Source organism: Bradyrhizobium cenepequi, from assembly GCF_020329485.1.
Classification (GTDB): Bacteria; Pseudomonadota; Alphaproteobacteria; order Rhizobiales; family Xanthobacteraceae; genus Bradyrhizobium; species Bradyrhizobium cenepequi.
In genome coordinates this window covers 198,500-222,372 of the sequence record NZ_JAGKJI010000007.1, presented here as the reverse complement: position 1 = coordinate 222,372, position 23,873 = coordinate 198,500, and the positions used below count along the sequence as shown (strand labels likewise).

Sequence of the window (23,873 nt, the reverse complement as noted above, 5' to 3'; positions counted from 1 at the left end):
AGCACATGGCAGGACGGGTTGAAGGCAAGATGGCGCTGGTCACCGGCGGCGCCTCGGGCATTGGCGCGGCGGTCGCGGAGTTGCTGGCGCAGGAGGGCGCTACAGTCGTGGCGACCGATATCGACGAGCTCAGGGGACCCGAGCTCGTTGCCGGCATCACCAAGGCTGGCGGCAAAGCGGTGTTTCTGCAGCAGGACGTGACCAGCGAGGTGCGCTGGGTGGAGATCATCTCGGAGATCGAGAAGCAGTTCGGCCGGCTCGATGTGCTGGTCTCCAATGCCGGCATCGGCATCTCCGTGCCCTCGATTGTCGACATGACCTTCGCCGATTGGCGCCGGCAGACCGCGATCAATCTCGACGGCGTTTTCCTCTCGGTGAAATATTCCCTGCCGCTGATGCGCAAGAGCGGCGGCGGGTCGGTCATCATGATGTCCTCGCTCGCGGGCCTGCGCGGTGCGGCGGGGTTGGCCGGCTATTGCGCGACCAAGGGCGGCGTGCGGCTGTTTGCGAAAGCGGTCGCGATGGAATGCGCTGCCGTGGGCGACGGCATCCGCGTCAACTCGGTGCATCCTGGGATCATCGACACCCCGATCTGGGGCAAGATCCCGACGGAAGCCACTGGCAACCGTGCCAACGCGCCCATCGATCCCGAAGAGCGCGCGAAGCTCGCAACCCCGCTCGGCCGCGCCGGCCAGGCGGCTGAGATCGCCGGCGGCGTGCTCTATCTGGCCTCCGATGCGTCGCGCTACGTGACTGGGACTGAGCTCGTGATCGACGGCGGCATGAATGCGGGTGCTGTCGCGCGCAAGGCATGAAAGCAGTCAATTTCTCTCGTCATTCCGGTTCTCTCGTCATTCCGGGATGCGTCGAAGGCGCAGGCCCGGAATCCATCTGGCAGCAGGCGCGAGCGGAGAAATGGATTCCGGGCTCGATGCTTCGCATCGCCCCGGAATGACGACCTGGTGCCGAGACATGCTACGGACCCTGCCTCAGCCGCGCCAGCACCTTCAGCCCGCCATAGCCGTCGGCCGGCAGCAGGCCCATCTTGGTCTGATAGTCCCGGATCGCCTTCATCGTGTCGTTACCGACGCGGCCGTCGGTGCCGCCGGTATCGAAGCCGGCCTTGGTGAGCCGCGTTTGCATCTCCTGCACTTCGGCAAGCGTCAGCGCACGCTCGGAGCCGGGGAAGGGATGGATGAAGGGTGGCGCGCCCAGGATGCGGTCGCCAAGGTGGCAGATAGCCAGTGCATAGTTCATCGAGGGGTTGTAGCTGCGCACGGCATAGAAATTCGGACCCAACAGGAAGGCGGGGCCGCCCGCTACCGGGATCCATAGCTGCGCCGACGCATTCGGTTGCGGGAACGGCTGGCCGTCGGCGCGGGTCACGCCGGCACTGGCCCACGCCGCGTAGGTCCGGCTGCCGCTCATGCTGCCATTGGCGCGCACCTCATAGCCCCAATGCTCGCCACGGTGATATTTGCCGCGCTTGACGAGGTATTTCGCGGTTGATCCGAGTGCATCGTCCGGCCGGCCGAATGGCGAGACCTTGCCATCGCCGTCATAGTCGAAGCCGACATTGAGCCACACTTCCGGCATCCACTGCGAATGCCCCATGGCGCCGGCCCAGGAGCCGCGCATCTCCTCCGGCGTGCTCCAGCCGCGGTCAACGACCCTGAGCGCGTTGATCAGCTCGGTCTCCCAGTAGGCCTTGCGGCGCGGCTCATTCCAGGCGAGCGCGGCGAGTGCAGGGAACACTGGTTTCATGTGGTTCTGCTGCACCAGCGGATCGCCGTAAGCGGACTCGACGCCCCACAGTGCCAGCAGCGTGCCGCGTTCGACACCAAAATCCTTCTCGATCCGCGCGAACAGCGCCTCGTTCTTTTTGAGCGCCTCGCGGCCATTGATGATGCGCCAGTCGGACACGCGGCGGTTGATATACTGCCAGATCTGCTCGTTGAATTCCGGCTGCTTCTTCATCTGCCGGAACACGCTCATGTCGGGCTCGATGTGGCCCATCACGCGCGTCCAGGTCGCCTCCGAAATTCCCTTGGCGAGCGCGCGTGCGCGAAAACTGTCGCGCCATTGGTCGAAGCCCGCTGGCGCCGCAAGCGCGGCGAGCGGACAGGTGAGCAGACCGCTGGCCGCGATGCTGCCCTGCAGGAAAGTCCGGCGGGTAGGGCGCTTCAGAGAATCAAGCTGTTTCATGCCACTAGTCTAGCGGCGTCATCCACGCACACCAAAAGTCACATCGCCGCGGGAACTAGCTATCCTGCAAGTCTGTGGCGATTTTGGACAACCAGCGCCGCACGATCAGTTCCGCCTTGGGGCTGAGCCCGTCCGCCAGCCGCCGGTCCACAGCATGGGCGTGGCGTCGGCATTTTTCCAATAGCGCCGTTCCGCGCTTGGTCAGGGTCCACTGCAGGACGCGGCCGTGGACCGGATGCGGCGTCTTCCTGATCGCGCCGTCGCGCTCGAGATTGCGGATGATGACGCCGACGGTCTGCGGCGTCAGCAGCGCCACCCGCGCGAGATCGGCGCCGGAGAGCCCGGGATAGGCGCGCAACATTGTCAGTACGACGAACTGCGGCGGCGTGACGCCGAGCGTTCCCAGCGCCCGTTCCATGGTCAGCCGCGTCGCAGCCTGCGCTTGCCGCAACAGATAGGCGAGATAGCCTTGTTCGCCGCGTTTGCCCTGGCCGGGCGGCGGCGGCCGTATCGTGAGAGCCGGATTCGTCACGACGGGCGTTTTCCAGTTCCGAGCAGGGTTTTTCGAATTCCGGCCTTTTGACGTCTGACGATCCATGCCGGACGTTGGTACAGCCTTGCGCGCCATATCAGTACTCTTATAATATATCAGCATACTGATAACATGAGGCGACACCAATGTCACACGCGAGAGCCGAGCTCACCGATTTTCAGAAGCTGGCACCTGAAGCCTATGAGGCCGTGCGAGCGTTGGGCCAGATGGCGGCCAAAGCCGGGCTCGACAAGCAGTTGCTCGAATTGGTCAAGTTGCGCGCCTCGCAGATCAACGGCTGTGCCTTCTGCGTGCAGTTTCACATCCTGCAGGCCGAGAGCCTCGGCATATCCGCCGACAAGCTCAACCTCGTCGTGGTCTGGCGCGAGGCCCCGCAATTCTCACGCCGCGAGCGCGCCGCGCTGGCGTGGGCCGAAGCCCTGACGAAGCTGGGCGATGGCGTGAGCGACGAGGTTTATGCCAAGGTGCGCGCGGAATTCTCCGAGCAGGAACTGAGCTATCTCACCTCGGCGATCGCAGCGATCAATGTCTGGAACAGGTATGGCGTCGCCTATCGCTGGACGCCGCCGGAACGGAAGCCGCCCGCGGTCGGCGCTGCCGCGTCGTGAATCGGGGAAGGCAGGGGGCGAATAACGTCTGTCTCCAAAGGAGAGCAACATGACATCGATGCTGGCGACAACTCCTCTCGCACCGACGCGGCCGACCTCGCTCGCGGTTATTGCTGGTCTTGCGTGCGCCCTGGTCATTGGAAAGACACTACCTGCGACGATGGACGCGGTGTCAGGTGCCGTCGCGCCGCTTTGTGCGAACGCCGCAGAGGGATCGCCGCTCGACAAGGTCGAGCCGATCGGCTCGTACGCCCTGCCAAACGTGCCGGGCAAACGGGTCACCATCGTGCGCGTATCCTACGGCCCCGGAGGTTTCACGCGCGCCCACAAGCATGCCGGCTCGGTGACGGCCTACATCACCAAGGGCGAAATTCGCTCGCAGCTCGGCGGCGGACCGCTCGAGACGTTCAAGGTCGGCCAGTCCTTCTTCGAGCCGCCGGGCTCGACCCACCTGGTTTCGGCCAATGCAAGCAACACGGAGCCCGCAGAACTGATCGCGGTGTTCGTGGCCGACGAGGGCGCGCAGCTTACGACGTTCATCGAATAGCCGATCGAGCGGCGGCGGACTTGGCGACTAAAGCGCGATGAGATGAGGATGAATCATCATCGCGCTTTAGGTTATTGTTTGAGCATGATCTTTTCGGAAAACCGCTTCACACTTTTCCGGATCATGCTCTAGTTGCCGCCGCCTTCCTGTGGGTCGAGCCGCTGGATCGCGTCCTCCGGCTGCGCATCCGCCACCGCGGCGGCCACCGGCGGTTCGGGGCCGATCTCGCGGCCGCGGCCGCGGATCAGGCGTTCATAGGCCGAGGTCAGCGTGGTGTAGGGATTGACCCACAGCCAGCCGTCGCGCGTGAACACCTGCACGTCGAAATGCAGGTGGCGCGAGGTGCCGTTGGGGTGATCGAGATAGTTCGAGACCACGCCGATCTTCTCGCCTTCCGTGACGCGGCGCCCATTGAGGAGGCCGTCCGCGTCCATCGCCGACGGGTTCATATGCATGTAGCGGAAGCGAATATGCTCGGTCCGGGTGCTGACCTGCAGCGTCACGCCTTGTTGGCCCGCTGAGCGGATCACGACGCCGTCTCGCACTGCGACAACCGCTTGCCGCTTGGGATCGCAGGACTCGCCTCCCTTGTTGGATAGGCAGGCACCGGGGCGGATGTCCTGCCCCTGGTGGCCAAAGCCGCGGGCGCATTGGCCGACTTCGAAACTGCGCGCCTCGCAAAAATTGTCCTGCCAGGGATATTGGTCGGCGCGCCTGACGAACGATTGCGAATGCACGAAGGCCGGCGCCTTCGCCAGGGGGAAGCGGATCTGCGAATAGACGGTCAAGTCGGGGCGACCGCTTTGCCCCCGGTAACCGCTGTTGGCGACAATGTCACCGCTCGGCCGGTAGGTGAAGTCAGGGGAGAGGCTGGCCGGCCGCTCGGCGCTCACGGAGGCGATGTCCCGCCGCGGCCGCGAGGGTTGGCCGCCGGCGATGCGCAGCGCCTTCAGGAAGCGCTCGGCGACCGGATAGGCTTCGCGGCAGGCCAGCCGCCGCAGCCGCGGCGTGCTGTCGAGGCAGTGGATCGAGACCACATAGGGCACGCCGAAGCGCGTGAAGGCGTAGCGGACATAGCCTTCGCGGATGACGCGGCGAAGGTCTGGATACTGTGCGGAAAGCGATTTGACAGGTTCGCCCTTGCCGCCGAGCCGATCGTTGAGGTCATAGAGCAGCAGCGAACCGGTGATGTGCACCTCGACCGGCTTTGCAAACGTCCGCTCCGGCATTCCGTCGCCCGCACCCGGCTCGAGTGCGAACATCGCGTCATAGCCGGCAGCTCCCGCATGGAAGAGATCGGCCGGACGGAAGCTCGCCTGATAGTGCGACACTGACAAGGTCTCCGCCGCGCCGCGCTGCCGCGCCTCAAGATAGCTTGCGGTATCGAACGGCAAGAGCACCGGGACTGAGCTGCGGCCGATGCCGGGGAAAAGCTGCGAGGTGATCGCATTCAATTGCACCAGCGCGGGACGCGAGCGCGGGTCGTAAGAAGGCACGCGGCGCTGACTCGCAAAAGCGAAGTTCGCAGTGATCGAAGGCTGGGTATTGATCTCGGCGCGGAGCTGATCGAGCACCGCGCGCCATTCGACGCGCACGGCCGAGAGCGACGGGGTGCGGAATTCGTCCGCCGAAGTGGCGAGGGAGCCGGCAAGAAGCGACGCTAAAGCTGCCAGCCAAGGTGCGACTAAGCGGACAGCTTTCACTTTCAACGCGTCGCCCCCCGGCGCGGCACCCCCTTAACCCGATCGGCTAATCCTTGGCGCGTTCGACGTAGGAGCCGTCTTCGGTCATCACCACGATGCGCGTGCCGGTGGAGATGTGCGGCGGCACGGCGGTGCGAACGCCGTTCGAGAGCATGGCAGGCTTGTACGAGGAGGAGGCGGTCTGGCCCTTCGTCACCGGCTCGGTCTCGACGACCTCCAGCGTGGCGCGCTGCGGTAGCTGGATCGCGACCGGATTGCCCTCGTGCATCGAGAGCTTCACCGTCATGTTTTCCTGCAGATACGGCGCGGACGATCCGACGATATCCTTCGGAACCTGGACCTGGTCGTAGGTCTCGCCATTCATGAAGTGGAAGCCGTCGGCGTCCTCATAGAGGTAGTTGAAGTTGCGATCCTCAACCGTTGCCTTCTCGACCTGGTCGGTGGTCTTGTAGCGTTCGGAGACCTTCACGCCATCGCCGATGCGGCGCATTTCGATCTGGCTGACCGGGGTTCCCTTGCCAGGGTGGATATTTTCGGCGGAAAGGACAATGTAAAGCTTGCCATCCTGCTCGATGACGTTGCCTTTGCGGATGGAACTGGCGATGACTTTCAAAGTGGTTTTCCTGAATGGTTCGGCCGCCGGCTCAGCTCGGCTGATGCGCTCGGCGGCCTGGCGGCAGTTTCGGGCTGCAACATACTGATTTGCCCCCGAGATGCCAGCCTTTTACGGCTGGCTTGGCGGGTTGCTGACAGGTGTGGCGTCGCGCGCGTGCTGTCAACCACGCTTGGGACGCGGGATCTGGATGCGCTTGACGCCGGGATGACGAAGTCGCAGACGGGGCGAGCGATCCGCCGGTGCGCGGGACGTCCTGTATCCTCGGCGTTTGGAGCAAAGATCAAGGTGCGCTACGCGGGGTGATGTGAAGAAATCAAGTGATTTCAATGGTTTTCGCTGAGTTTATCAACTTATTGATGGGCAGCCCCATGTGCCGTCTGAAGCGGCTTTCGCCGGCGGCGCGTTCATGACTGACGTCGACCGGCCATCGCCCTGGTGGACGCCGACGCGGCATGCCGACAGAAGGCCGTTTCTTGCGGCGCGGAGCGGCGTGACGAGGGCGGTGCGAGCCTGGTTCGAGGAGCAGGGATTTTCGGAGATCGAGACGGGCGTCCTGCAAGTTTCGCCCGGTAACGAGACCCATCTGCATGCGCCTCGTACCGAGTTGACGCATGCCGATGGAAGCCACGCGAAGCGCTACTTGCGGACGTCACCCGAGTTCGCCTGCAAGAAGCTGCTCGCCGCGGGTGAAACCAAGATATTCGAGTTCGCGCGCGTGTTCCGCGATCGCGAGCGCGGCGACCTGCATCTGCCCGAGTTCACCATGCTGGAATGGTATCGCGCCAATGAGGTCTACGACGCGGTGATGACCGATACGATCCTTGTTATTGCCAAGGCCGCGCAGGCGACCGGCATCGGGCGGTTCTCATTCCGCGGCAAGAGCGCCGATCCCTTTGCCGAACCGGAATTGCTGACTGTTGCCTCGGCCTTCGAGCGCTTTGCCGGGATCGATCTGCTGGCCACCGTTGTTGACGGCAAGGGCGACCGTGCAGCGCTTGCGGATGCGGCCCGGCAACAGGTACGGATCGCCGATGATGACACCTGGTCGGATATTTTTAGCAAGGTCCTGGTCGAGCATGTCGAGCCATATCTCGGGCAGGGGCGACTGACCGTGCTGTCCGACTATCCGGTTCCGGAGGCCGCGTTGGCACGTGCAAAACCGTCCGATCCGCGCGTTGCCGAACGGTTTGAGGTCTATGCCTGCGGCGTCGAACTCGCCAATGGATTCGGTGAATTGACCGACGAGGCGGAGCAGCGCCGCCGCTTCGTCGCGGCCATGGACGAGAAGCAGCGCCGCTATGGCGAGCGCTACCCGGTGGATGAGGATTTTATCGCCGCCGTCGGCGCGATGCCTGAGGCGAGCGGCGTGGCACTCGGCTTCGACCGTTTGGTGATGCTGGCGAGCGGCGCGCTGAGGATCGATCAGGTGGTTTGGACGCCGCCCGCAGGAGAGACATGAACCGGATCGACCGAAAGCTGACCGCAACCCTGCGACAGCCCGCAGAACTGATCGAGCGCGGGCTGGCGCCAGAGCAAGCGCTTGCCGATCTCGAGCAGGTCGCGGCGCGCTATGCGATCGCGGTGACGCCTGACATTGCAGCGCTGATCGATCCGGACGATCCGAATGATCCGATCGCGCGGCAGTTCATCCCCGCCGCGGATGAACTCGCGACGCATCCCGGCGAGAATGCCGATCCGATCGGCGACGATGCGCACTCGCCGGTTCCCGGCATCGTGCACCGCTATCCGGACCGGGTGCTGTTCAAGCTTGTGCATGTGTGCGCGGTCTATTGCCGGTTCTGCTTCCGCCGCGAGATGGTCGGGCCGGGCAAGGCGACCGCGCTGCCGGAAGCTGCGTATCGCCACGCGCTTTCCTATATCCGCTCGCACCCGGAGATCTGGGAGGTGATCCTGACCGGGGGTGATCCATTGATGTTGTCGCCGCGGCGGCTCGCCGAGATCATGGCCGATATCGCTGCCGTCGATCACGTCAAGATCATCCGCCTGCACACGCGCGTGCCGGTGGCTGATCCGGCGCGCGTCAGTCCGGAGATGGCGCACGCGCTGCGCGTGGACGGCGCGACGACGTGGATCGCGATCCACGCCAATCATCCGCGCGAACTGACCTCAGAGGCGCGTGCCGCCTGCGCGCGGCTGGCGGATGCCGGCATCCCCCTGGTGAGCCAGACCGTGCTGCTCAGGGGCGTCAACGATGATGCCGCCACGTTGGAGGCTTTGATGCGCGCCTTCGTCGAATGCCGGATCAAACCTTATTACCTGCATCACGGCGATCTGGCGCCCGGTACCGCGCATCTGCGCACGACCATCGCAGAAGGCCAGGAACTGATGCGGTCGCTGCGGGGACGCGTCTCTGGCCTGTGCCAGCCGGATTACGTGCTCGACATTCCCGGCGGCCATGGCAAGGCGCCGATCGGACCGCGCTATTTGTCGCAGGAGAATCCCCGACAACGTGAAGGGGCTAACGAAACACGCTATCGTGTCGTCGATTATTGCGGTGACGTGCATCTCTATCCACCTAAGGTGTGATGTGAGATGCGCGAATATCGACGTTCCGGAACCGGTGCGATAGAATGTTGAAAGGCAGGAGAATCGAGATGCGGAAAACAATCTTGTCGATGGCACTTGTGACCCTGATCGGTGCGCCTGCGTTTGCGCAGGGCGGGACCTCGTCGGTTCCGAAAAATACCCAGGAGATCAAGCCAATTCCGGAAGCGCCGATCGGACACCGCCAGCCGCGCCGGGGCGAGGTGCCGAGCGAGAGCAATGTCAGCGATCCGAACAATCCGGCGAACAAGGAGGACGCCGCTCTTGATCGCAAGATCAAGAGCATCTGCAGGGGTTGCTGAGGCGAGCCGCCGGACGCTGCGGCGCCCAGCGGCCCGTAGCCACAAGCGTCTAGGCCAACCGTTCCCGGACATCGCGGCGTTGTGCCTTGCGCCGCGCCCCAACCGCATCGGCGAGCACGTTGAGCGACGAGACCGTCGTCTCCCAATCGATGCAGCCGTCTGTGATGCTCTGCCCGTAGGTGAGCGCAACTCCCGGCACCACATCCTGCCGCCCGGCAACCAGGTTGCTCTCGATCATCACGCCCATGATGCGCATCTCGCCGCCGGAAACCTGGCCGGCGATGTCGGCGACGACCAGAGGCTGGTTCTCCGGCTTCTTGCTGCTGTTCGCATGACTGGAATCGATCATCGTGCGCTGGTTGACGCCTGAGCGCGCCAGCTCGGCCGCGGCGGCATCGACGCTCGCCGCATCGTAGTTCGGCGTGCGGCCGCCACGCAAAATGATGTGGCAGTCCTCGTTGCCGCTGGTCGCCGCGATCGCCGAGCGCCCGCCCTTCGTCACCGCCATGAAATGGTGCGGGTGTGAGGCCGATTTCACGGCGTCGGCGGCGATGCGCACATTGCCGTCGGTACCGTTCTTGAAGCCGACGGGGCAGGAGAGCCCGGAGGCAAGCTCGCGGTGAATTTGGCTCTCGGTCGTGCGCGCGCCGATCGCAGCCCAGCTCACGAGATCGGCGATATATTGCGGCGTCGTCATATCCAAGAATTCGGCGCCGGCGGGCAGGCCGAGATTGTTGATGGCGGAGAGCACGCTGCGGGCAAGCCGCAGGCCCTTGTTGATGTCGAAACTGCCGTCAAGGCCCGGATCGTTGATCAGCCCCTTCCATCCGACGGTTGTGCGCGGCTTCTCGAAATAGACGCGCATCACGATCTCGAGCCGGTCAGAAAGCTGCTCGCGCAAGCTGGCAAGGCGCTCGGCATAATCGATGGCAGCGGCGGGATCGTGCACGGAGCAGGGGCCGACGACGACCAGGAGCCGGTCGTCCTTGCCGTTCAGAATGGCGTGGATGGCGTTGCGCGCCGCCATCACCACCCGCGTCGCCGTCAACGTGCGCGGGACTTCGCGCATCACCTCTTCGGGCGTACTCAGCTCTTTCAGTTCTCTAATTCGAAGATCGTCAGTGGTACTCAACACGGCGGGCTCCTTTGACTTTTGAACCTGCCGGCCAACAAAAAAGCCGCCAGGTCTGGCGGCTGTTCGGACGTCTTGCTGCAATTTCACTAAATTGAGCGCGATCCTCCCGCCGCCAGCGAGCTGTCGTAGCTAAAGTACCAGAAGTAGCTGGTGGCGGCGTTGATCATGGCGGGCTCTATAGCGGATGGATCCGGCCTTGTCACCCCTAAAGCTTCGGTCCTGATTAAATCAGGACCGAAGCTTTGGATTCTCGTTTTGACGCGTTTTCTTCACGCGAACCGGCATCCACTTCGCTCGAAAACGCTCTAAATCATGGGGCAGTGCTGTGGGCTGCGAGCGCCATGCCGATCAGCGTGGCCCCGCCGAACAAGAGATTGAGGCCGACCAAGAGCCCGAGCGCCCATTCCGCAGAGCCGGGCAGGCCAGCGATGATGATGAATGCGATAAGGATGTCCATCAATCCCGCGACCAGGAGCCACGACCAGCGCCCGGTCAATTCGCGCCGGTGCTCCAGCCCATACATGATGGTGGCGACGCCCTCGGCGATGAAATAGGCGCCGACTACGATGGTCAGCGTCAGCACGCCTTGCGTCGGCTTCGCCAGCAGGATGACGCCGGCGAGCACGGCAAGCGCCGCCGAGATCAGCGACCACCAGAAGCCCGGCATCTCGCGCGCCCAGTAGGTGACGATCAATCCGCCGATGCCGGAGATCAGGAACATCCAGCCGAGAAAGATCGTGACGGCGAGGCTCGCAAAGGGCGGCACGATCATCGCGGCGAGGCCGAGAACTGCAAGCAGGATGCCTTCGAACAGGAAGGCCTTCCAATGCGCCTTCACGGCTGCGTTCACTTCGGATTGCAGCTTGTCGAAGTTGTCTGGAATGGTCATCGCAGCTCTCCGGGCGGGGCGTGATTGCACGCGATCCTAGAGCATATCAGGTTTCGATGATATCAGATTAGCCGGGTCCCGGCGCCGACGAAAAGCCCTCCGAGGTCGTGCGAATTCGATTTCGCCCGAAGATGTAGATCGCGGTGGCGGCGATCAGGAGCGCTATGCCGATCACGATCGAAGTCGCCGCGACCGGGACCAGGATCGCCGCCGGATTGTGCTCGGGATTGATCAGCCAGCGGCGGATCGACGTCAGCACAAAAGCCAGCCCGAGAAAGCCGGCGCCGCTGCCGAGGACGAGCACGGCCCACAGCCGCCGCAGCTGGCTGAGCCGTTCGCGCGCGAGCGCGGTGCGTGGCGCATGATGGCGGCCGACCCGGTAGACCAGGCGGATCGCGAAGCCGATCGAGCTGAACCCGATCAGGACACTTGCCGAGCCCAGGATCATCCGCAGCGTGGAGCCGAGATCGCCGCCCCTCTGCAGGGTCAGCAGCGGGAAGTCGAACGCGGCATGCAGCAAGACCGGGGCGAGCAGCACCATGGCCCAGCTCGACAAGCGCGCCCAGTCGCGGTGCAGGCGGTGCGCGCCGAGCGCGGTGCCCGAGCGGGCGATCGCGACATAGGCGCCGGCGATGATGCCGAGCGCGCCGTGAAACGGCACGGTGAGCACGCTGCGCAGCACGGCGAGCGCGCGCCACATCTCGGCATGCTGGACGAGGTAGGCGAGGTTCTCGTAAGCGGCGAAACCGAGCCCTACGGCGGCGCCGTAGACCACCGGGTCCATCGGGTCGGCGGTGGCGCGGCGCCGCGACGATACCGCGATGATCACCGCGATCTTGACGATCTCCTCGGGCAGGGCGACGCCGAACAGCGAGCGCAGCACCAGCGTCATCCAGGGGTTTTCCGGTATCGCCAGCAATGCATTGAACGGCGCCCGCACCAGCCCAAGCAGCGAAATGCTGGCCGCGCCAAGCACGAAAGCGAGCCAGACCTGCGCCGGCGGACCCGGGCGTTCATCGGCAGCGATGACGAGCCAGAGCATCAAAAGTGCCGGCGCAATGGCGGCGGCGCCGATGACGGTTGGGAGAGACTCGAGCAACAGCATCTACGGGCAATCAAACCGGGTACGATCTGGGAAAATGGCCACAAAGCCAGCACTTGGCAAGCCAACGTAACCGGTTTGCGATGGGTTCGGCGCGCCACATTCACGGCTTTTTGTCGCATTGCACTGTGGCGTTGCTTCGCGGGGGTGTCATTCCGGGGCGATGCGACAGGCCGTAGGATGGGTAGAGCGAAGCGAAACCCATCATTCGCGCGGCTTGCTCCATCGCGATGGGTTTCGCTTCCGCTCTACCCATCCTACCACCTCGCTCCTGCGCAGTGCTCACCGCGCCAGCACCAGCAGTCGCCGGCACGTCTCGACAAACACTTTCGCGCCGGTGACAATGTCGGCGTCATCGGTGTTCTCGCTCCAGTGATGGCTGATGCCGCCGATCGAGGGCACGAACAGCATGCCTGACGGCATGATGGTGGCGAGGACCTGGGCGTCGTGACCGGCGCCGCTTGGCATCCGGATCGACTTGCCGTCGGCAAAGCGCGCGCTTGCGGCTTCGATCGTATCCTGGAACGTGGCATCCATCAGCGCCGGTGCGCCTGTGCGGATGCGCTCCACCTCGACGCTGCAGCGGCCTTCCGCCGTGACCTCGGCGGCCATGCGGCGCAGCTGCGCTTCCAGACGTTCGATCACGCTGGCATTGTCGTCGCGCATTTGAAACAGCATTTCGGCGCGGCCGGGAATGATGCTGGGCGCGCCGGGGTCGAGCGTGATGCGGCCGGTGGTCCACACCGTCCGCGGGCCGCACAGGACGGAGAAGCTGTCGTCGATCGCGACGCAGAATTTGGCGAGCGCCAGTCCGGCGTCACGGCGGATCGCCATCCGCGTGGTGCCGGCATGGTTCTGCTCGCCGCTGAATGTGATGCGATATTGCCAGATGCCGACGATGGAGGTGACGACGCCGATCTTGAGGCCGCTGTCTTCCAGCGTCCTGCCTTGCTCGATATGGGCCTCGAGATATCCAACGTGCCGCCCGCGTTCGGCGGTGACACGCGGACGGCCGCCAAGCCCGACGCTTTCTAGCGCTTCCCGCATGGGACGGTCGCTACTGCGGTCGCGGGCGGCATCGATCTCCGCTTCCGTCACGGCGCCAACATAGGAGCGGCTGCCGATGAAATGGCCGAAATGGCCTTCCTCGTCGCACCAGGCGGCGACCTCGACGGCGCCTCTAAGGCTCGAGTCGGGATTGATGACGCGTGCGGCTTCGAGCGCATAGACGACGCCGAGTGGTCCATCGAGCCAGCCAGCAAAATTCTGACTTTCAAGATGCGAACCGGCCAGAAGTTTCGGGCCAGGTTTTGCGCTGGTGCCGAACACGTTGCCGATGCCGTCGATTGTAGGGGCAAGGCCGGCTTCCGGAAGCCTTGCCGCGAGCCACTCGATTGAGCGCATATGCGGTTCCGAAAACGATGGCTTGTGCACGCCGGTCTTGTACGCGCCAATGGCGCGGAGCGCAGTGAGATCGGCAAGAACGCGGGCGCCGTCGACGGGCAGGTTTGGATCGGGCATGGCAGATTCACCCATGGATGGTCTCTTCCATCCAGGCTCGCATACACCGCGCGATAGGGAAAGCAGGGTGCGCGCCTGCCTTGGAATGTGGATGAGGCCTACTTCTGGCATGGACAAACCAAGTGCATAAAATGACGACTGGCGAAGCCCATATTGATTTGGCGCAAGCCAAGACAACTCAGACTTGCTTTCATTGCGATCTGCCCCATTGGACGGGCAGCAAGAAAATATACCGGGGAGACGGCCCGTGGGCGAGATTACTCACTTTGTCGCCGTGCCATTCGACCTGACGGATGATGGTCTCGTCGCCGGCGAGCCCTTCAAATGCGCGAGCCCTGCGGCGGCAATCGAACGCGCGAAAGGTTTTTGGCAGATCCTGGGCCATGCCGGGGCCGTCGCGCTCGTTCGCGTCGGTTATCCGGATTCGACGACGACCGTGCTGCGCGCGTTTGGCAACGTTCCTGATGACCTGTTGCGCGGCTAGTATGGGCGCCGGTGCCATCACGCAAATGCGCCATCCAAACGCGAGGCGCAGGTACGCTCGGGCATCGCCGCTTTGGTCATCTTTTGGCTCCACTCGGCGAATACATGACTACAACGATTTGTTAGCCGTTCTGGTCTTAGCTCACAGCACCAGTTGCGTCAGAGTATCGCCATGCGCCATGTTCGGAGCCGGTTTAGCCGGATCGCCATCCTGTTTCTTCCGCTCGCGCTTGGTGCCTGCGCGCAATACGGGGCGATGAACACGTTGGCTTCGACCGGGCCAAGAGCGTTCGCCTGGGACGGAGCGGGAGAGGATCCCAACCAGCCGCAACGAATGCCCAGGCGCTCAGCGAATGCATCTCAGGCGATCGAGCCATCCGCGGATGAGCACGAGCAGGCCTCTGACGCCCAAGCCGATCGCGATCTCGCCGGCAAGCTCGTGATCTGCAGCGGCTGCATCAAGACTCCGGCGACGGCGGAGCGGACTGACGGATCGCGCGTCGCAAGCCGCTGATGCGTGTTTGATGCGCGCGTTTTGACTGCACGCTGCGGTCGCTTGCCGATCGACGTCTACGCGATCGGCAATTGCACTGCGAGTTCCCCGGAGACACCGTGGGCATGGGCTTCGCCAATGCCTGAATACAGGCTGCTTCTGGGTTGTCTGCCGACCAGCAGCTTTCGAACCGCTCGGGACCGAACTGTTCCGGGCGCGGATCGCGGCTGCACCCGCAGCCTCAGGCAAGCAAGCCCCGCTAGTTGTGAACCAATGTAGTCCCTTGCGTCTCTGGTATTGGTCGCGCTTGGCGACCATATCCTTATCAGGTCCAATGAGGCGAATGGCGGAGGATCGATGGCCGACGCTGTGGAACTTCGGAAGCGAGCGGAAATGTTCGAACGACGCGCGGAGGAGGCGAAGGATCCGATCTCGCGCGTTCATTATCGGGAGATGGCTGCACATTACCGAACGCTAGCCGTCGAACACCTGCGTGTTCGAACGGAGGAGTCCGCCGATCACTAGGTGATCACTCGTCTAAGCCTGCACGTGGCGGAGCATCAACGGTCATTGTTGGTTGCTGCAGCGGATGCGCTGAACAGTGGACATGCCGCTGCAGCCATGGCGGCTAACGCTTAGGCAAGCTGGCTGGAGATGTGACTCGGTCGCCAGCAGGCATTCACATTCTGTAGAAAGCTAAACGCAGTTTAGTGCCCGGGTGCGAGTGAAAGGTCATGGTTGGTAGTCTGGCCTTTCCCCGAGGTTCGGGCAAATGCGAGCCCCAGCTCTGCCCCCTGAGCTGGGGCCTTTGCTGTTTGGCCAACAGCTCCGCTAGTTCGACATTTGTCGGACTGGCGCTCGATGGGTTTGTGGAGTGCCAGACCGGGGGCGCGGGAACAATAACTGGTCAACCCTCGCAGGGAGGCGTACGCTTTTGTTTTGCCGCTGAGGGCCAAAGGGCGAGAACTCTCACGGGGTGACTCAATCTGACGCGCCCTTGGTTTGCCAAATGCCTAGCGAAATAATGATCCGCAGGCTGCGGGTCAATTCTAAACTGAGCGAAGGCGATGTTGCCGCGCTGCGGTCCTTACGTCTTCAGGTGAAAGAGTTTCCGGAGGAAACGGTCGTCGTTCGCGAAGGCGAACGCACGACGAATTGCTGCGTGATCTTAAGGGGTTTTGCCTATCGCGCCAAGGTGGCGGAGAATGGCAAACGACAGATCCTCTCGTTTCACCCTGCAGGGGACATGCCGGACCTGCAGGGTCTTTACCTGGATCGGATGGACCATGATCTCGTGACGCTATCGCGCGCCCATCTCGGCTTTGTTGAGCACCGTGCTATCCATCAGCTCATCGAAGCCCGACCATCCATCGCGCAGGCGCTCTGGCGCGAAACGCTCGTGGATGCGGCTATGTTCAGAGAGTGGATTGTGAGCCTGGGCACCAGAACGGCGGCGGGACGCATGGCGCACCTGATTGCCGAACTGCGCCAGCGACTGACGGCAATCGGACTGGCCGCCGATGACGAGTTCGAATTTCCGATCACCCAATCGAGGCTTGCGGAGGCGCTGGGACTAAGCGCGGTTCATGTCAATCGGGTGCTGCAGTCCTTTCGTGCCGAGGGCGTGCTCGACATTCAGAAGAACATGGTCAAGCTGAGCGACATCGAGAAACTCGTGGAGATCGGAGGGTTCAACGACACTTACCTGCATCAGCAATGAAGCTTTGCGCAGAGGCGAAACTCTGGATTTCTTGTCTTGACGCGTTCTCCGCGCCAACCGCTATGACTTCGCTCGAAAATGCTCGAGCGGATGCGATCTAAGGAAATCTGAATCACATGGGTTATTGCAAAGGCCCGGCCTGATGGGAAAAGCTAACGGCATCTCGCAGGGGAGGGGTAATCGATGCGACGTCCATGCGGGCCTCTCATGTCGGAGGCGGATTTCTATCTCAACACGAACAACCTGTTCGATCTTCAACGCGAAGTGGTGGCCTTGTTTGCCCTTCGCAAGCGTGTCGCGGACGCCGAGCTGGCGGCCACGCGCCGCGAACGCGAGACCCGCGCCGCGGTCGACCGGCGCGTCTCATCTCGGGGGCGACGAAAGGCTCATTGATTCCCAGGACTATGCCGCGGTTCGCCAGCGGAGCCTTGGTGTGCCGGGCTTCCGGCGCGGAGGATCCTGCCGCACCGTGGAGCTGACCTCAGCTACACGGTGGCAGATCGGCCGATTGGACACGCGGTCGATCATCGTCGGCTGGTCTGCCACGAGCGGCGTGGCAATCAGCGCAAATCGACACACCCCCGTTCAGGCCTGCCCGCATCGGCTGGCATAATCCTGTTGTAGGTGGGGCAAAGGCCGGCTGGCGATCCCTGAGCCAAAGGCCCACAGTTGTCAGGATGATAACTGGTGGAGTTAATCCGCATCTTTAGCAAATTGGCACAAAAGGGATCGAGGTTGCGCTTGCGTTCGGGTATTGCATTATCCCACCGTATCGTCGGGCTCTTGTTTGCGCAGGTTTCTGTTCGGCATGGTCAATACGAGCGCGTGTGGACCATGGATGGTCCGCGTCATCGTTGATGGTGCGCTCATTGTAGTTCGGCCGGAAGCCTGGAAGCGAATATCGGATGGCAATCAAGAACACCCTGTTAGGTGACGGCGAGGCGTTGCCGGAGACATCGAATCCGGTCGTGCAATTCGTTCTGCCGTCGGTACTCGCCGTCATGCTGCTCGCCGGAGGCATCTATTGGATCAGGCAATTGCCGGCCAGCCTGGCGCCGTCAGGGACCCGTGGCACCATTCAGGTCAGGCTCGTTCGGACACCTGCCATTGCCCCACTGCCCGTGCGGGCAACGGATCAGCCGATCGCTTCCAATCCAGGCGTTCAGTCGGACTTGCAGGGGCAGTCCAAGCAACAGGCCGAGAATAGGCCGCCAACGCTTCCGGCCGATGCAATGGCCTCGATCGAGCGGCCAGCGCGGCCAACTGTCAGCGCGCCGCAATCATCTGTCAGCTCGCCGCCAAACAGCGCTGCGGTCAGATTTCAGCAAGTGTTGATGCGGCATATCGAGCGTTTTCAGCGCTATCCGGGCGTCGCGCGGCGCGCGCGCCTTGAGGGGACGGTCAAGGTTGCGTTCGTGATGGACCGCGACGGCAAGATCGTCAACGCGTGGGTAAGGTCAAGCTCAGGCCAAAGCGCTCTGGACAAGGAGGCGGTTGAGGCACTTCGGCGTGCGGAACCCTTGCCGAGCATTCCCGGCGAATTGCCGGGCCGGCTCAGCGTGCTGCTGCCGGTCTCGTTCGCCGCAAACTAGCAATGCCAATGGCCGTCAGACGCCGGGCGGCAATTGACCAATTCGGCCTCAGCAATGACGATTCCGTGCAGAGGCGTATCGCTGTCTGCAAGATGATTTGATCATCAACGCGCCGCTCTCGCGCAGCCGCGGCCTGCCGCGCCGCGCAATTGCCCGAGAGAGCGATCAACTGTATCAATCGGACCTGCTGTGGCGCCTTCTTTCAAGCTCACGATTCTCCTCGATGGCACATCGTCTGTTGTTCCTTTGCACCGGCAATTATTACCGCAGCCGGTATGCGGAAGAGCTGTTCAATCACCGCGCAGGGCTCGCCGACTTGAAGTGGCGCGCCTTCTCGAGAGGGGCCGCGGAAAAGGGATCGCCCGACAACGTCGGTCCAATGTCGCCATTCGCGTTGGAAGGTCTCGAGGCTAAGGGCATCCTGCCGGCCGGAAACTTGCGATACCCTCAACCTTGTACTTCACCTGACTTGGAGAGCGCCGATCTCATCATCGCGCTGAAGGAAGCAGAGCATCGGCCTCTCCTCGAACGGCGCTTTCCAGGGACGGCGAGCAGGGTGATCTATTGGCATGTGGACGATGTGGACATCGCCAAGCCTGCCGTCGCCCTGGCCTTGATCGACGACCTCATCGACGATCTATTGAACTCGCTCTCGGACGATCGGCTGCCGTAGCGAAGCGTGCATCGTTTTCCCAATAACTGACACGTCCGACAAAACGTCCAGCACGTTTCGGAAGCCGGATTCCAAGTATTTGATTTTTCGTGTAAATTTTTGAAGCGGTTGCGCTTGGCGCTCCCTAGCGGAATCGAACCGCTCTCTCCACCGTGAAAGGGTGGCGTCCTGACCGATAGACGAAGGGAGCCAAAAACAATCCGCAAATCAATGCGCTAGGCGCGAGATGTGCCGGATTGGCCGCCGACGGTTACCGGTGGCGACGGAGCGAACGTATAGTGGCGATTGGGTGGGCGGGCAAGTCGCAGGACGGCCCTTTTTGCAGCCATCCCCGGATGGCGCTGCGCAGGTGCCGATACCGAAAAACCGCGGGTGTTTCGCAACGCTTTGTAAAGCCTGGTGCCGTAGGCCTCGGCCATGGCGTTCAGCAGCAAGAAGCGCGAGGCGCGCAAATCGATGCATCAGCCCGGCTGGATCACCCTGGAGGGCGGATTCGCGGCGCGGCCCTGCGTGGTGCAGGACATGTCCTCCACCGGCGCCAAGGTCACGATCGACGATCCCAACACGCTGCCCGGAAAATTGCGTCTGGCGTTCTCGCGCGACACGCGCACCGGGCGGCCCTGCGAGGTGGTCTGGCGCCGCGGCAGGACCCTAGGCGTCAAGTTCGTGGGCTAGAGCATACCGGTTCCTGATTGCGTCAGAGCCGAAGCTCCAGATTTTTGTCTTGATGCGTTTTCTGCGCAGATAAGTCTACGCAATCTGCGTAACCTTGATCGCTATGCGAACGGCGGCCGCTTCGCTCGAAAACGCTCTGGCAGTTCCAGCCCTTGCGCGATAGAAGGCCGGATGCGAAAGACGCTGATCGTCATCTTCGCGCTGCTGCCGGCAATCGCGCTTGCGGAGCAGCGGAGCCGAGCGAAATCCGGCAAAGCTCCGGCGTCCACAAAGCCGCTCCCGCTGAAGGGAGCTGCGCGGACCCACTCGTGCGCGGAGTACGGTGCGGGCTTCGTCAGGATCGAGGGCTCCGATACCTGCATCAAGATCGGCGGCGCCATCGGCATTGGCGGCGGCGTCTCGATCGGCGGGCGCTGAGATCACATCACGACATCGGCGGCGCCAGGAATTGCACGAAGCCCGGGCGCGCTGAGATCTCGGCAAACCAGCGCTCGAGATTGGATAGCCGCGGCTTGGTGACGCCCTCGACGCCGAACCAGCGCCGCGCAAAGGCGCCGATCGCGATGTCGGCGATGGTGAACCCGTCGCCTTCGATGAAGCGTCGGCTCGCCAGTTGCGCGTCGGCGATCCGCCACACTTCAGCTTCGGCATCGGCGTCCTTCTGGATCACGGCCATGTCGCGCTTTTCCGGGGGCGTGCGCACCAGCGCCCAGAACACCGGGCGGTCGACCGGCTGCAGCGTCGACAGTGTCCAGTCGAGCCAGCGGTCGATGCCGGCGCACTGGCGCGGCGCGGCCGGATAGATCGGTGAGCCCTCGCCATAGGCGAGGCAGAGATAGCGCATGATCGAATTGGATTCCCACAGCACGTAGCTGCCGTCGACCAGCGTCGGCACGCGGCCGTTGGGGTTCATGGCGAGATAATCGGGCTGATCGTTCTTGCCGAACTGCATGCCGGCATCGATGCGGTGATAGGGCAGCTCGAGCTCGCTGAGGCACCACAGCACTTTTTGCACGTTGACCGAGTTGGCCCGGCCCCAAACCGTGAGCTGATATTTTTCCGCCACGCCTCTCTCCCATCTCTTGCTGCCTGCGTTGACGGCCGAATAGCAGAAAGCACGACCCCGATCATCCCACGCAAACAAAAAATCAGGCCCGCTGAGCGGCACCTGATTTTGTCATCATGGCTTGCGCGCGATCAATGGCCGAAGAACAGCCACAACAGGATGATCACCGGGATCGGTACGCCAAGCAGCCACAGCAAGAGTCCTCTTGCCATCGTTTCCTCCTCCATATCGTATTGGTGAGGAAACGCGCGATCCATAGGGTCGTTCCGTTGTGGATCGCGGCGCCCATGCTGGGCTCGGAGGTACGCGCAGAATTTGCGCCAGGTCTACCAGTGGCCGGTGTTCGGCATCGACAGCCACGGCTCGGCCGGCGGCTTTGGATCGCCCTTCTGCAACAGCTCGATCGAGTGCAGATCCGGCGAGCGCACGAATGCCATGTTGCCGTCGCGCGGCGGGCGGTTGATGGTTATGCCGAGCTTCATCAGACGATCGCAAGTGGCGTAGATGTCGTCGACTTCATAGGCGAGGTGGCCAAAATAACGGTCCTCGCCGTATTTCTCCTCGTCCCAGTTGTAGGTGAGCTCGACCAGCGGCGCGCCGCGTGTGCTCGGCAGGTTCTTCAACTGTTCGATATCCTCGGGCGCGCACAGGAACACCAGCGTGAAACGGCCCTTCTCGCTGTCGGTCCGGCGCACTTCCTTCAGCCCCAGCGAGTCCTGATAGAATTTCATCGCGGTGTCGAGATTGCGCACGCGCAGCATGGTGTGGAGATAACGCATGGTGTTGGCTCCCTCTGGGGTTTGTCGCGTCTGGTTTGGGCGGTTCGTGACCAGAGCGTGATTATTAATCATCCCGCTCGATCTTTTGTCTGAGCATTGATCTTCCGGAAAGCCGGTATCCACTTTTCCGGATCGTGCTCTAGATATCAGAAAAGGCTGCGGAGGGCAGGTGTCTGGCGGGCTCCCGGGTCACAAACCGGAAACACAGGCTGTACCAAGGTAAGGCCATGGGTGGCGTTGTCCCATACCTGCTCGAATTGATAGCCGGGTTGCTCGGTCGCGCCCTGGATTGGACCGGGCGCCGATTGGAGCGCATGCCTGACCGGGACTTCTCGCAGGCAACCACGCTGCGATCGGCCGCCTCACGCTCTGTTTCGCGGTTCTTGTCGGACTTGGCGGTCCGCTGATCTGGTGGATATTCGGTTAGCGAGGCGTGCAAACCGCCTCGGCCGGAATTCATTAAATAACTGCAACGACACATGGTCGTGAGTCTCAGGCTTGTGAGTGGCGGGCAAGAGCGCCACGACTATTTTTGGCGCGCGGGGAGGCTGCGATGCCATATAGTCCTGAACTCGTTGAGACCATGCGGGCCGCGCTGGAAGCGGTCATGTCGAAGATTCCCGCCGATCAGTCCGTGTTCGGCGTCAAGGCGGCGGTGGCTGAATGTATTCTGAAGGCTGCAGCCCACGGCCAAACGTCCTTCGAGGGCCTCGTCGCGTCAGCTTCTGTCCAGGTGCAGCCGATCATCGCCATGCTGTCCTCGTGAGCGACACCCGTGAATGACGTAGAGCGAGACGAATCGTTATCCCGCTTTAGGTTCTTGATCGATGTGTTTGCTTCACGCCAACCGCTATCCACCCTCGGATCAAGTCCGAGGGCATGCTTCGCTCGAAAAGGCTCTACCCCGAAAAAGGAAAACCCCGCGCCTGCGGGGCACGGGGCTTTTTGGGCTGACGGACTGGGGATTCAGGGCGCGAGCCGCCAGCTCAATTTCTAACTTAAGGTTGAATTTTCAAAAAGCAACAGCGCCGCCTAGAGGAGTATGTTCTCCGGGCGACGCTGCCGCGAAATACTGGGCCCTGAAATCCCCAGTTCTCCTATGTCTGTCGGCGTGCAAATAGGTTCAAAAGAAAACCCCGCGAGGGGGTGCCGCGGGGCTTCCTTGCCGGCAGGAGGGCAGGGTGTGTGTCCTACCGGCACTTCCTAGTGCTCCTTCAATTCGTGACGGCCAAAAGAGTTCCCACGCAGTGCGGTCACGCAAGGTCGAAGTAGAGCGCGGCGATTCCGGAATCGCACGATGTTCTGGTCTCGCCTTTTTGCACGAGCGTTCGAGTCTGCATCGCATTGCTGTGCGGCCATGCGCACCTGTGGCCCAAGGCAGCAGCACTCGGCCCGCGTCGTGAGAATGCTGTGGATCGCTGCGCAGCAACGTGAGGGAATCGCTCGGCAAAGACTGATCTGCCGGTTTGTGGATTTGCTGCGGATAACCGGGCCGACGGGCGCCGACGCCGGACCATGTCCTAATGATCCGTTTCGGCGCAGCCGATAACGCTATTCGGTTAGGTTAAGGACAGGATCGCGTTGCGATCGTCAGAGGTTGCGCATAGGGATCGGGCGCGGAACCCGAACCATGATAATCCCTTCCTTTCACAATGCGGACAGGCCAACTCACCGGCGCGTGGTGCTGGTGGGGCTGCTGTTTTGCCTCGCCTTCGTCGCCATCAGCTTTTCGCTGCGGCCGCAGGTAGACGATGGACGCGTGCTGGTGAAGGCCGACCGCCTGGTGCGCACCGCAGGTGAGCCGCGCAAGGCGAACTAGCGTTTTCAGGCGAAGCATGCCCCCGGACCTGATCCGAGGGTGGGAACCGGTTCGCGTGAACAAAACGAGTCAATGCAACTTTAACGGGAATCTCGCTCCGGCAGTTTCTCGCTGGAGGAACGATGACACATCGCAATGGCAATGAACCCGCCATAGCCGATGATGTTGATCAGAATTTCGAGCCAGACCGGCATGGGCACACCCTTTACGCAACACAATACGCGCAGAGGTCGTGGTTTGTTCCTACGCCCGATCCGTGGGTGGCCCGGCCGTGTTGCATAGCTTGAGCGGGCAGCGCCGGCGCCCATGCGCCACAAAGGCGCTCCTTTGCAGCAACAGTCGCGTCGGTTCCCGATGAAACCAACCGCGCCTTCGTGCGTTGGAGCGCCGGATGAAATTGCGTGAGGAGGCGAGGATGAAAAAAGCACTCGCAGTTTTGGCCACGGTCGCCGCGGTTGGCGCGACCACAGTGAGTTCGCCGGCCGAGGCGTACTGGCGCGGCGGGGGATGGCGCGGCCCGGGACCGGGCCTGGCATTCGGGCTAGCCGCGGGCGCACTGATTGCGGGCGCTGCCGCAGCATCCAGCCCATACTACTACGGGCCGGGCTATTACCCCGGCTACTACGGCCCTCGGTATTACGGCCCTCGATACTACGGTTACCCGGCCTATTATGGCGGTTATGGGTATCGACGCTACTATGGTGGAGGTCCGTACGCCTACTGGGGCGGCCCCCGTTATCGGCGCGCCTACTGGGGGAGCCCTTATTGGTGATTGGTAACAGAAAGCCCGGCGCGGCCCGCCCCGGGCTTTCTGACTCCGCTGCTGC

Annotated in this window: 28 protein-coding genes and 1 tRNA gene; 17 read left to right on the top strand and 12 right to left on the bottom strand. The window is 62.8% G+C overall.

The window, feature by feature from the left end; all coding sequences use genetic code 11:
• The first annotated feature begins 5 nt into the window (after window positions 1-5).
• Window positions 6-815, top strand: coding sequence for an SDR family NAD(P)-dependent oxidoreductase (locus J6497_RS11605; protein WP_225704393.1), 810 nt, complete (start codon window positions 6-8; stop codon window positions 813-815).
• A 160-nt stretch (window positions 816-975) separates the two neighbouring features.
• On the opposite strand, the gene J6497_RS11600 is transcribed toward J6497_RS11605, so the two are convergent.
• On the bottom strand, window positions 976-2,205 hold the full coding sequence (locus tag J6497_RS11600; protein ID WP_225704392.1) for a lytic murein transglycosylase: 1,230 nt from the start codon (window positions 2,203-2,205) through the stop codon (window positions 976-978).
• Between the two features lie 55 nt (window positions 2,206-2,260).
• The gene (locus J6497_RS11595; protein WP_225704432.1) at window positions 2,261-2,803 is read right to left on the bottom strand and encodes a MarR family winged helix-turn-helix transcriptional regulator; all 543 of its coding nucleotides are present in this window, start codon (window positions 2,801-2,803) and stop codon (window positions 2,261-2,263) included.
• Window positions 2,804-2,883: 80 nt separating this feature from the next.
• Between J6497_RS11595 and J6497_RS11590 the strand changes: the two genes are divergently transcribed.
• Together J6497_RS11590 and J6497_RS11585 are read left to right on the top strand one after the other, a co-directional pair.
• Complete coding sequence (locus J6497_RS11590) at window positions 2,884-3,366, top strand: carboxymuconolactone decarboxylase family protein (RefSeq protein ID WP_225704391.1); 483 nt, start codon at window positions 2,884-2,886, stop codon at window positions 3,364-3,366.
• A gap of 49 nt (window positions 3,367-3,415) precedes the next feature.
• Window positions 3,416-3,913, top strand: a complete 498-nt coding sequence (locus J6497_RS11585) for a cupin domain-containing protein (RefSeq protein ID WP_225704390.1) — start codon at window positions 3,416-3,418, stop codon at window positions 3,911-3,913.
• Window positions 3,914-4,041: 128 nt separating this feature from the next.
• Here J6497_RS11585 and J6497_RS11580 read toward each other — a convergent pair whose 3' ends face one another.
• Together J6497_RS11580 and efp are read right to left on the bottom strand one after the other, a co-directional pair.
• Window positions 4,042-5,616: a M23 family metallopeptidase gene (locus tag J6497_RS11580; protein WP_376708196.1), complete on the bottom strand. Its 1,575-nt coding sequence runs from the start codon at window positions 5,614-5,616 to the stop codon at window positions 4,042-4,044.
• Between the two features lie 46 nt (window positions 5,617-5,662).
• Window positions 5,663-6,229, bottom strand: a complete 567-nt coding sequence (gene efp, locus J6497_RS11575) for an elongation factor P (protein WP_225704388.1) — start codon at window positions 6,227-6,229, stop codon at window positions 5,663-5,665.
• Between the two features lie 409 nt (window positions 6,230-6,638).
• Between efp and epmA the strand changes: the two genes are divergently transcribed.
• From epmA to J6497_RS11560, 3 genes are all read left to right on the top strand, one after another.
• A complete protein-coding gene (gene epmA, locus J6497_RS11570) occupies window positions 6,639-7,691 on the top strand; it encodes an EF-P lysine aminoacylase EpmA (protein WP_225704387.1) in 1,053 nt (350 codons plus the stop codon).
• Window positions 7,688-8,779 (top strand): lysine-2,3-aminomutase-like protein, encoded by a 1,092-nt coding sequence (locus J6497_RS11565; protein ID WP_225704386.1) that lies wholly within the window; start codon window positions 7,688-7,690, stop codon window positions 8,777-8,779. The genes epmA and J6497_RS11565 overlap by 4 nt, the downstream gene beginning before the upstream one ends.
• Window positions 8,780-8,847: 68 nt before the next feature.
• Entirely contained in the window at window positions 8,848-9,099 is a 252-nt protein-coding gene (locus J6497_RS11560) for a hypothetical protein (protein ID WP_225704385.1), read from the top strand.
• A 49-nt stretch (window positions 9,100-9,148) separates the two neighbouring features.
• On the opposite strand, the gene J6497_RS11555 is transcribed toward J6497_RS11560, so the two are convergent.
• From J6497_RS11555 to J6497_RS11540, 4 genes are all read right to left on the bottom strand, one after another.
• On the bottom strand, window positions 9,149-10,234 hold the full coding sequence (locus J6497_RS11555; RefSeq protein WP_225704384.1) for a 3-deoxy-7-phosphoheptulonate synthase: 1,086 nt from the start codon (window positions 10,232-10,234) through the stop codon (window positions 9,149-9,151).
• A 310-nt stretch (window positions 10,235-10,544) separates the two neighbouring features.
• Window positions 10,545-11,123, bottom strand: a complete 579-nt coding sequence (locus tag J6497_RS11550) for an HdeD family acid-resistance protein (protein WP_225704383.1) — start codon at window positions 11,121-11,123, stop codon at window positions 10,545-10,547.
• A gap of 67 nt (window positions 11,124-11,190) precedes the next feature.
• Complete coding sequence (locus J6497_RS11545) at window positions 11,191-12,228, bottom strand: PrsW family intramembrane metalloprotease (RefSeq protein ID WP_225704382.1); 1,038 nt, start codon at window positions 12,226-12,228, stop codon at window positions 11,191-11,193.
• A gap of 279 nt (window positions 12,229-12,507) precedes the next feature.
• Entirely contained in the window at window positions 12,508-13,761 is a 1,254-nt protein-coding gene (locus J6497_RS11540; protein WP_225704381.1) for a Zn-dependent hydrolase, read from the bottom strand.
• Window positions 13,762-13,993: 232 nt separating this feature from the next.
• Between J6497_RS11540 and J6497_RS11535 the strand changes: the two genes are divergently transcribed.
• The 6 genes from J6497_RS11535 (at window position 13,994) to J6497_RS11510 (ending at window position 18,707) form a co-directional block, all read left to right on the top strand.
• Entirely contained in the window at window positions 13,994-14,230 is a 237-nt protein-coding gene (locus J6497_RS11535) for a hypothetical protein (protein ID WP_225704380.1), read from the top strand.
• A 171-nt stretch (window positions 14,231-14,401) separates the two neighbouring features.
• Window positions 14,402-14,743 carry a hypothetical protein gene (locus J6497_RS11530; RefSeq protein ID WP_225704379.1) on the top strand — a complete coding sequence of 114 codons (342 nt, stop codon included), beginning with the start codon at window positions 14,402-14,404 and terminating at the stop codon, window positions 14,741-14,743.
• Between the two features lie 1,003 nt (window positions 14,744-15,746).
• Complete coding sequence (locus J6497_RS11525; RefSeq protein WP_225704378.1) at window positions 15,747-16,442, top strand: Crp/Fnr family transcriptional regulator; 696 nt, start codon at window positions 15,747-15,749, stop codon at window positions 16,440-16,442.
• 207 nt (window positions 16,443-16,649) lie between these two features.
• Window positions 16,650-16,835 (top strand): hypothetical protein, encoded by a 186-nt coding sequence (locus J6497_RS11520; RefSeq protein ID WP_225704377.1) that lies wholly within the window; start codon window positions 16,650-16,652, stop codon window positions 16,833-16,835.
• 512 nt (window positions 16,836-17,347) lie between these two features.
• Window positions 17,348-18,034 carry an energy transducer TonB gene (locus J6497_RS11515; protein WP_225704376.1) on the top strand — a complete coding sequence of 229 codons (687 nt, stop codon included), beginning with the start codon at window positions 17,348-17,350 and terminating at the stop codon, window positions 18,032-18,034.
• A 223-nt stretch (window positions 18,035-18,257) separates the two neighbouring features.
• Window positions 18,258-18,707 (top strand): arsenate-mycothiol transferase ArsC, encoded by a 450-nt coding sequence (locus tag J6497_RS11510; protein WP_225704375.1) that lies wholly within the window; start codon window positions 18,258-18,260, stop codon window positions 18,705-18,707.
• Between the two features lie 115 nt (window positions 18,708-18,822).
• Here the strand turns inward: J6497_RS11510 and J6497_RS11505 are convergent.
• A tRNA-Glu gene (locus tag J6497_RS11505) sits at window positions 18,823-18,897 on the bottom strand.
• Window positions 18,898-19,124: 227 nt separating this feature from the next.
• Between J6497_RS11505 and J6497_RS11500 the strand changes: the two genes are divergently transcribed.
• Both J6497_RS11500 and J6497_RS11495 read left to right on the top strand, forming a co-directional pair.
• Window positions 19,125-19,382, top strand: coding sequence for a PilZ domain-containing protein (locus tag J6497_RS11500; protein WP_225704374.1), 258 nt, complete (start codon window positions 19,125-19,127; stop codon window positions 19,380-19,382).
• A gap of 171 nt (window positions 19,383-19,553) precedes the next feature.
• Complete coding sequence (locus J6497_RS11495) at window positions 19,554-19,799, top strand: porin (protein ID WP_225704373.1); 246 nt, start codon at window positions 19,554-19,556, stop codon at window positions 19,797-19,799.
• 7 nt (window positions 19,800-19,806) lie between these two features.
• Here J6497_RS11495 and J6497_RS11490 read toward each other — a convergent pair whose 3' ends face one another.
• The 3 genes from J6497_RS11490 to J6497_RS11485 all read right to left on the bottom strand — a co-directional run bounded on the left by J6497_RS11490 (window position 19,807) and on the right by J6497_RS11485 (window position 21,227).
• The gene (locus J6497_RS11490; RefSeq protein WP_225704372.1) at window positions 19,807-20,448 is read right to left on the bottom strand and encodes a glutathione S-transferase family protein; all 642 of its coding nucleotides are present in this window, start codon (window positions 20,446-20,448) and stop codon (window positions 19,807-19,809) included.
• A 131-nt stretch (window positions 20,449-20,579) separates the two neighbouring features.
• Complete coding sequence (locus tag J6497_RS41220; RefSeq protein ID WP_283844413.1) at window positions 20,580-20,705, bottom strand: hypothetical protein; 126 nt, start codon at window positions 20,703-20,705, stop codon at window positions 20,580-20,582.
• A 69-nt stretch (window positions 20,706-20,774) separates the two neighbouring features.
• Window positions 20,775-21,227: a VOC family protein gene (locus tag J6497_RS11485; protein ID WP_225704371.1), complete on the bottom strand. Its 453-nt coding sequence runs from the start codon at window positions 21,225-21,227 to the stop codon at window positions 20,775-20,777.
• Between the two features lie 553 nt (window positions 21,228-21,780).
• On the opposite strand from J6497_RS11485, the gene J6497_RS11480 reads away from it, so the two are divergent.
• The 3 genes from J6497_RS11480 (at window position 21,781) to J6497_RS11470 (ending at window position 23,818) form a co-directional block, all read left to right on the top strand.
• Entirely contained in the window at window positions 21,781-21,993 is a 213-nt protein-coding gene (locus J6497_RS11480) for a hypothetical protein (RefSeq protein WP_225704370.1), read from the top strand.
• Window positions 21,994-22,857: 864 nt separating this feature from the next.
• The gene (locus J6497_RS11475) at window positions 22,858-23,046 is read left to right on the top strand and encodes a hypothetical protein (RefSeq protein ID WP_225704369.1); all 189 of its coding nucleotides are present in this window, start codon (window positions 22,858-22,860) and stop codon (window positions 23,044-23,046) included.
• A gap of 415 nt (window positions 23,047-23,461) precedes the next feature.
• Window positions 23,462-23,818, top strand: coding sequence for a hypothetical protein (locus J6497_RS11470; protein WP_225704368.1), 357 nt, complete (start codon window positions 23,462-23,464; stop codon window positions 23,816-23,818).
• Window positions 23,819-23,873: the final 55 nt, after the last annotated feature.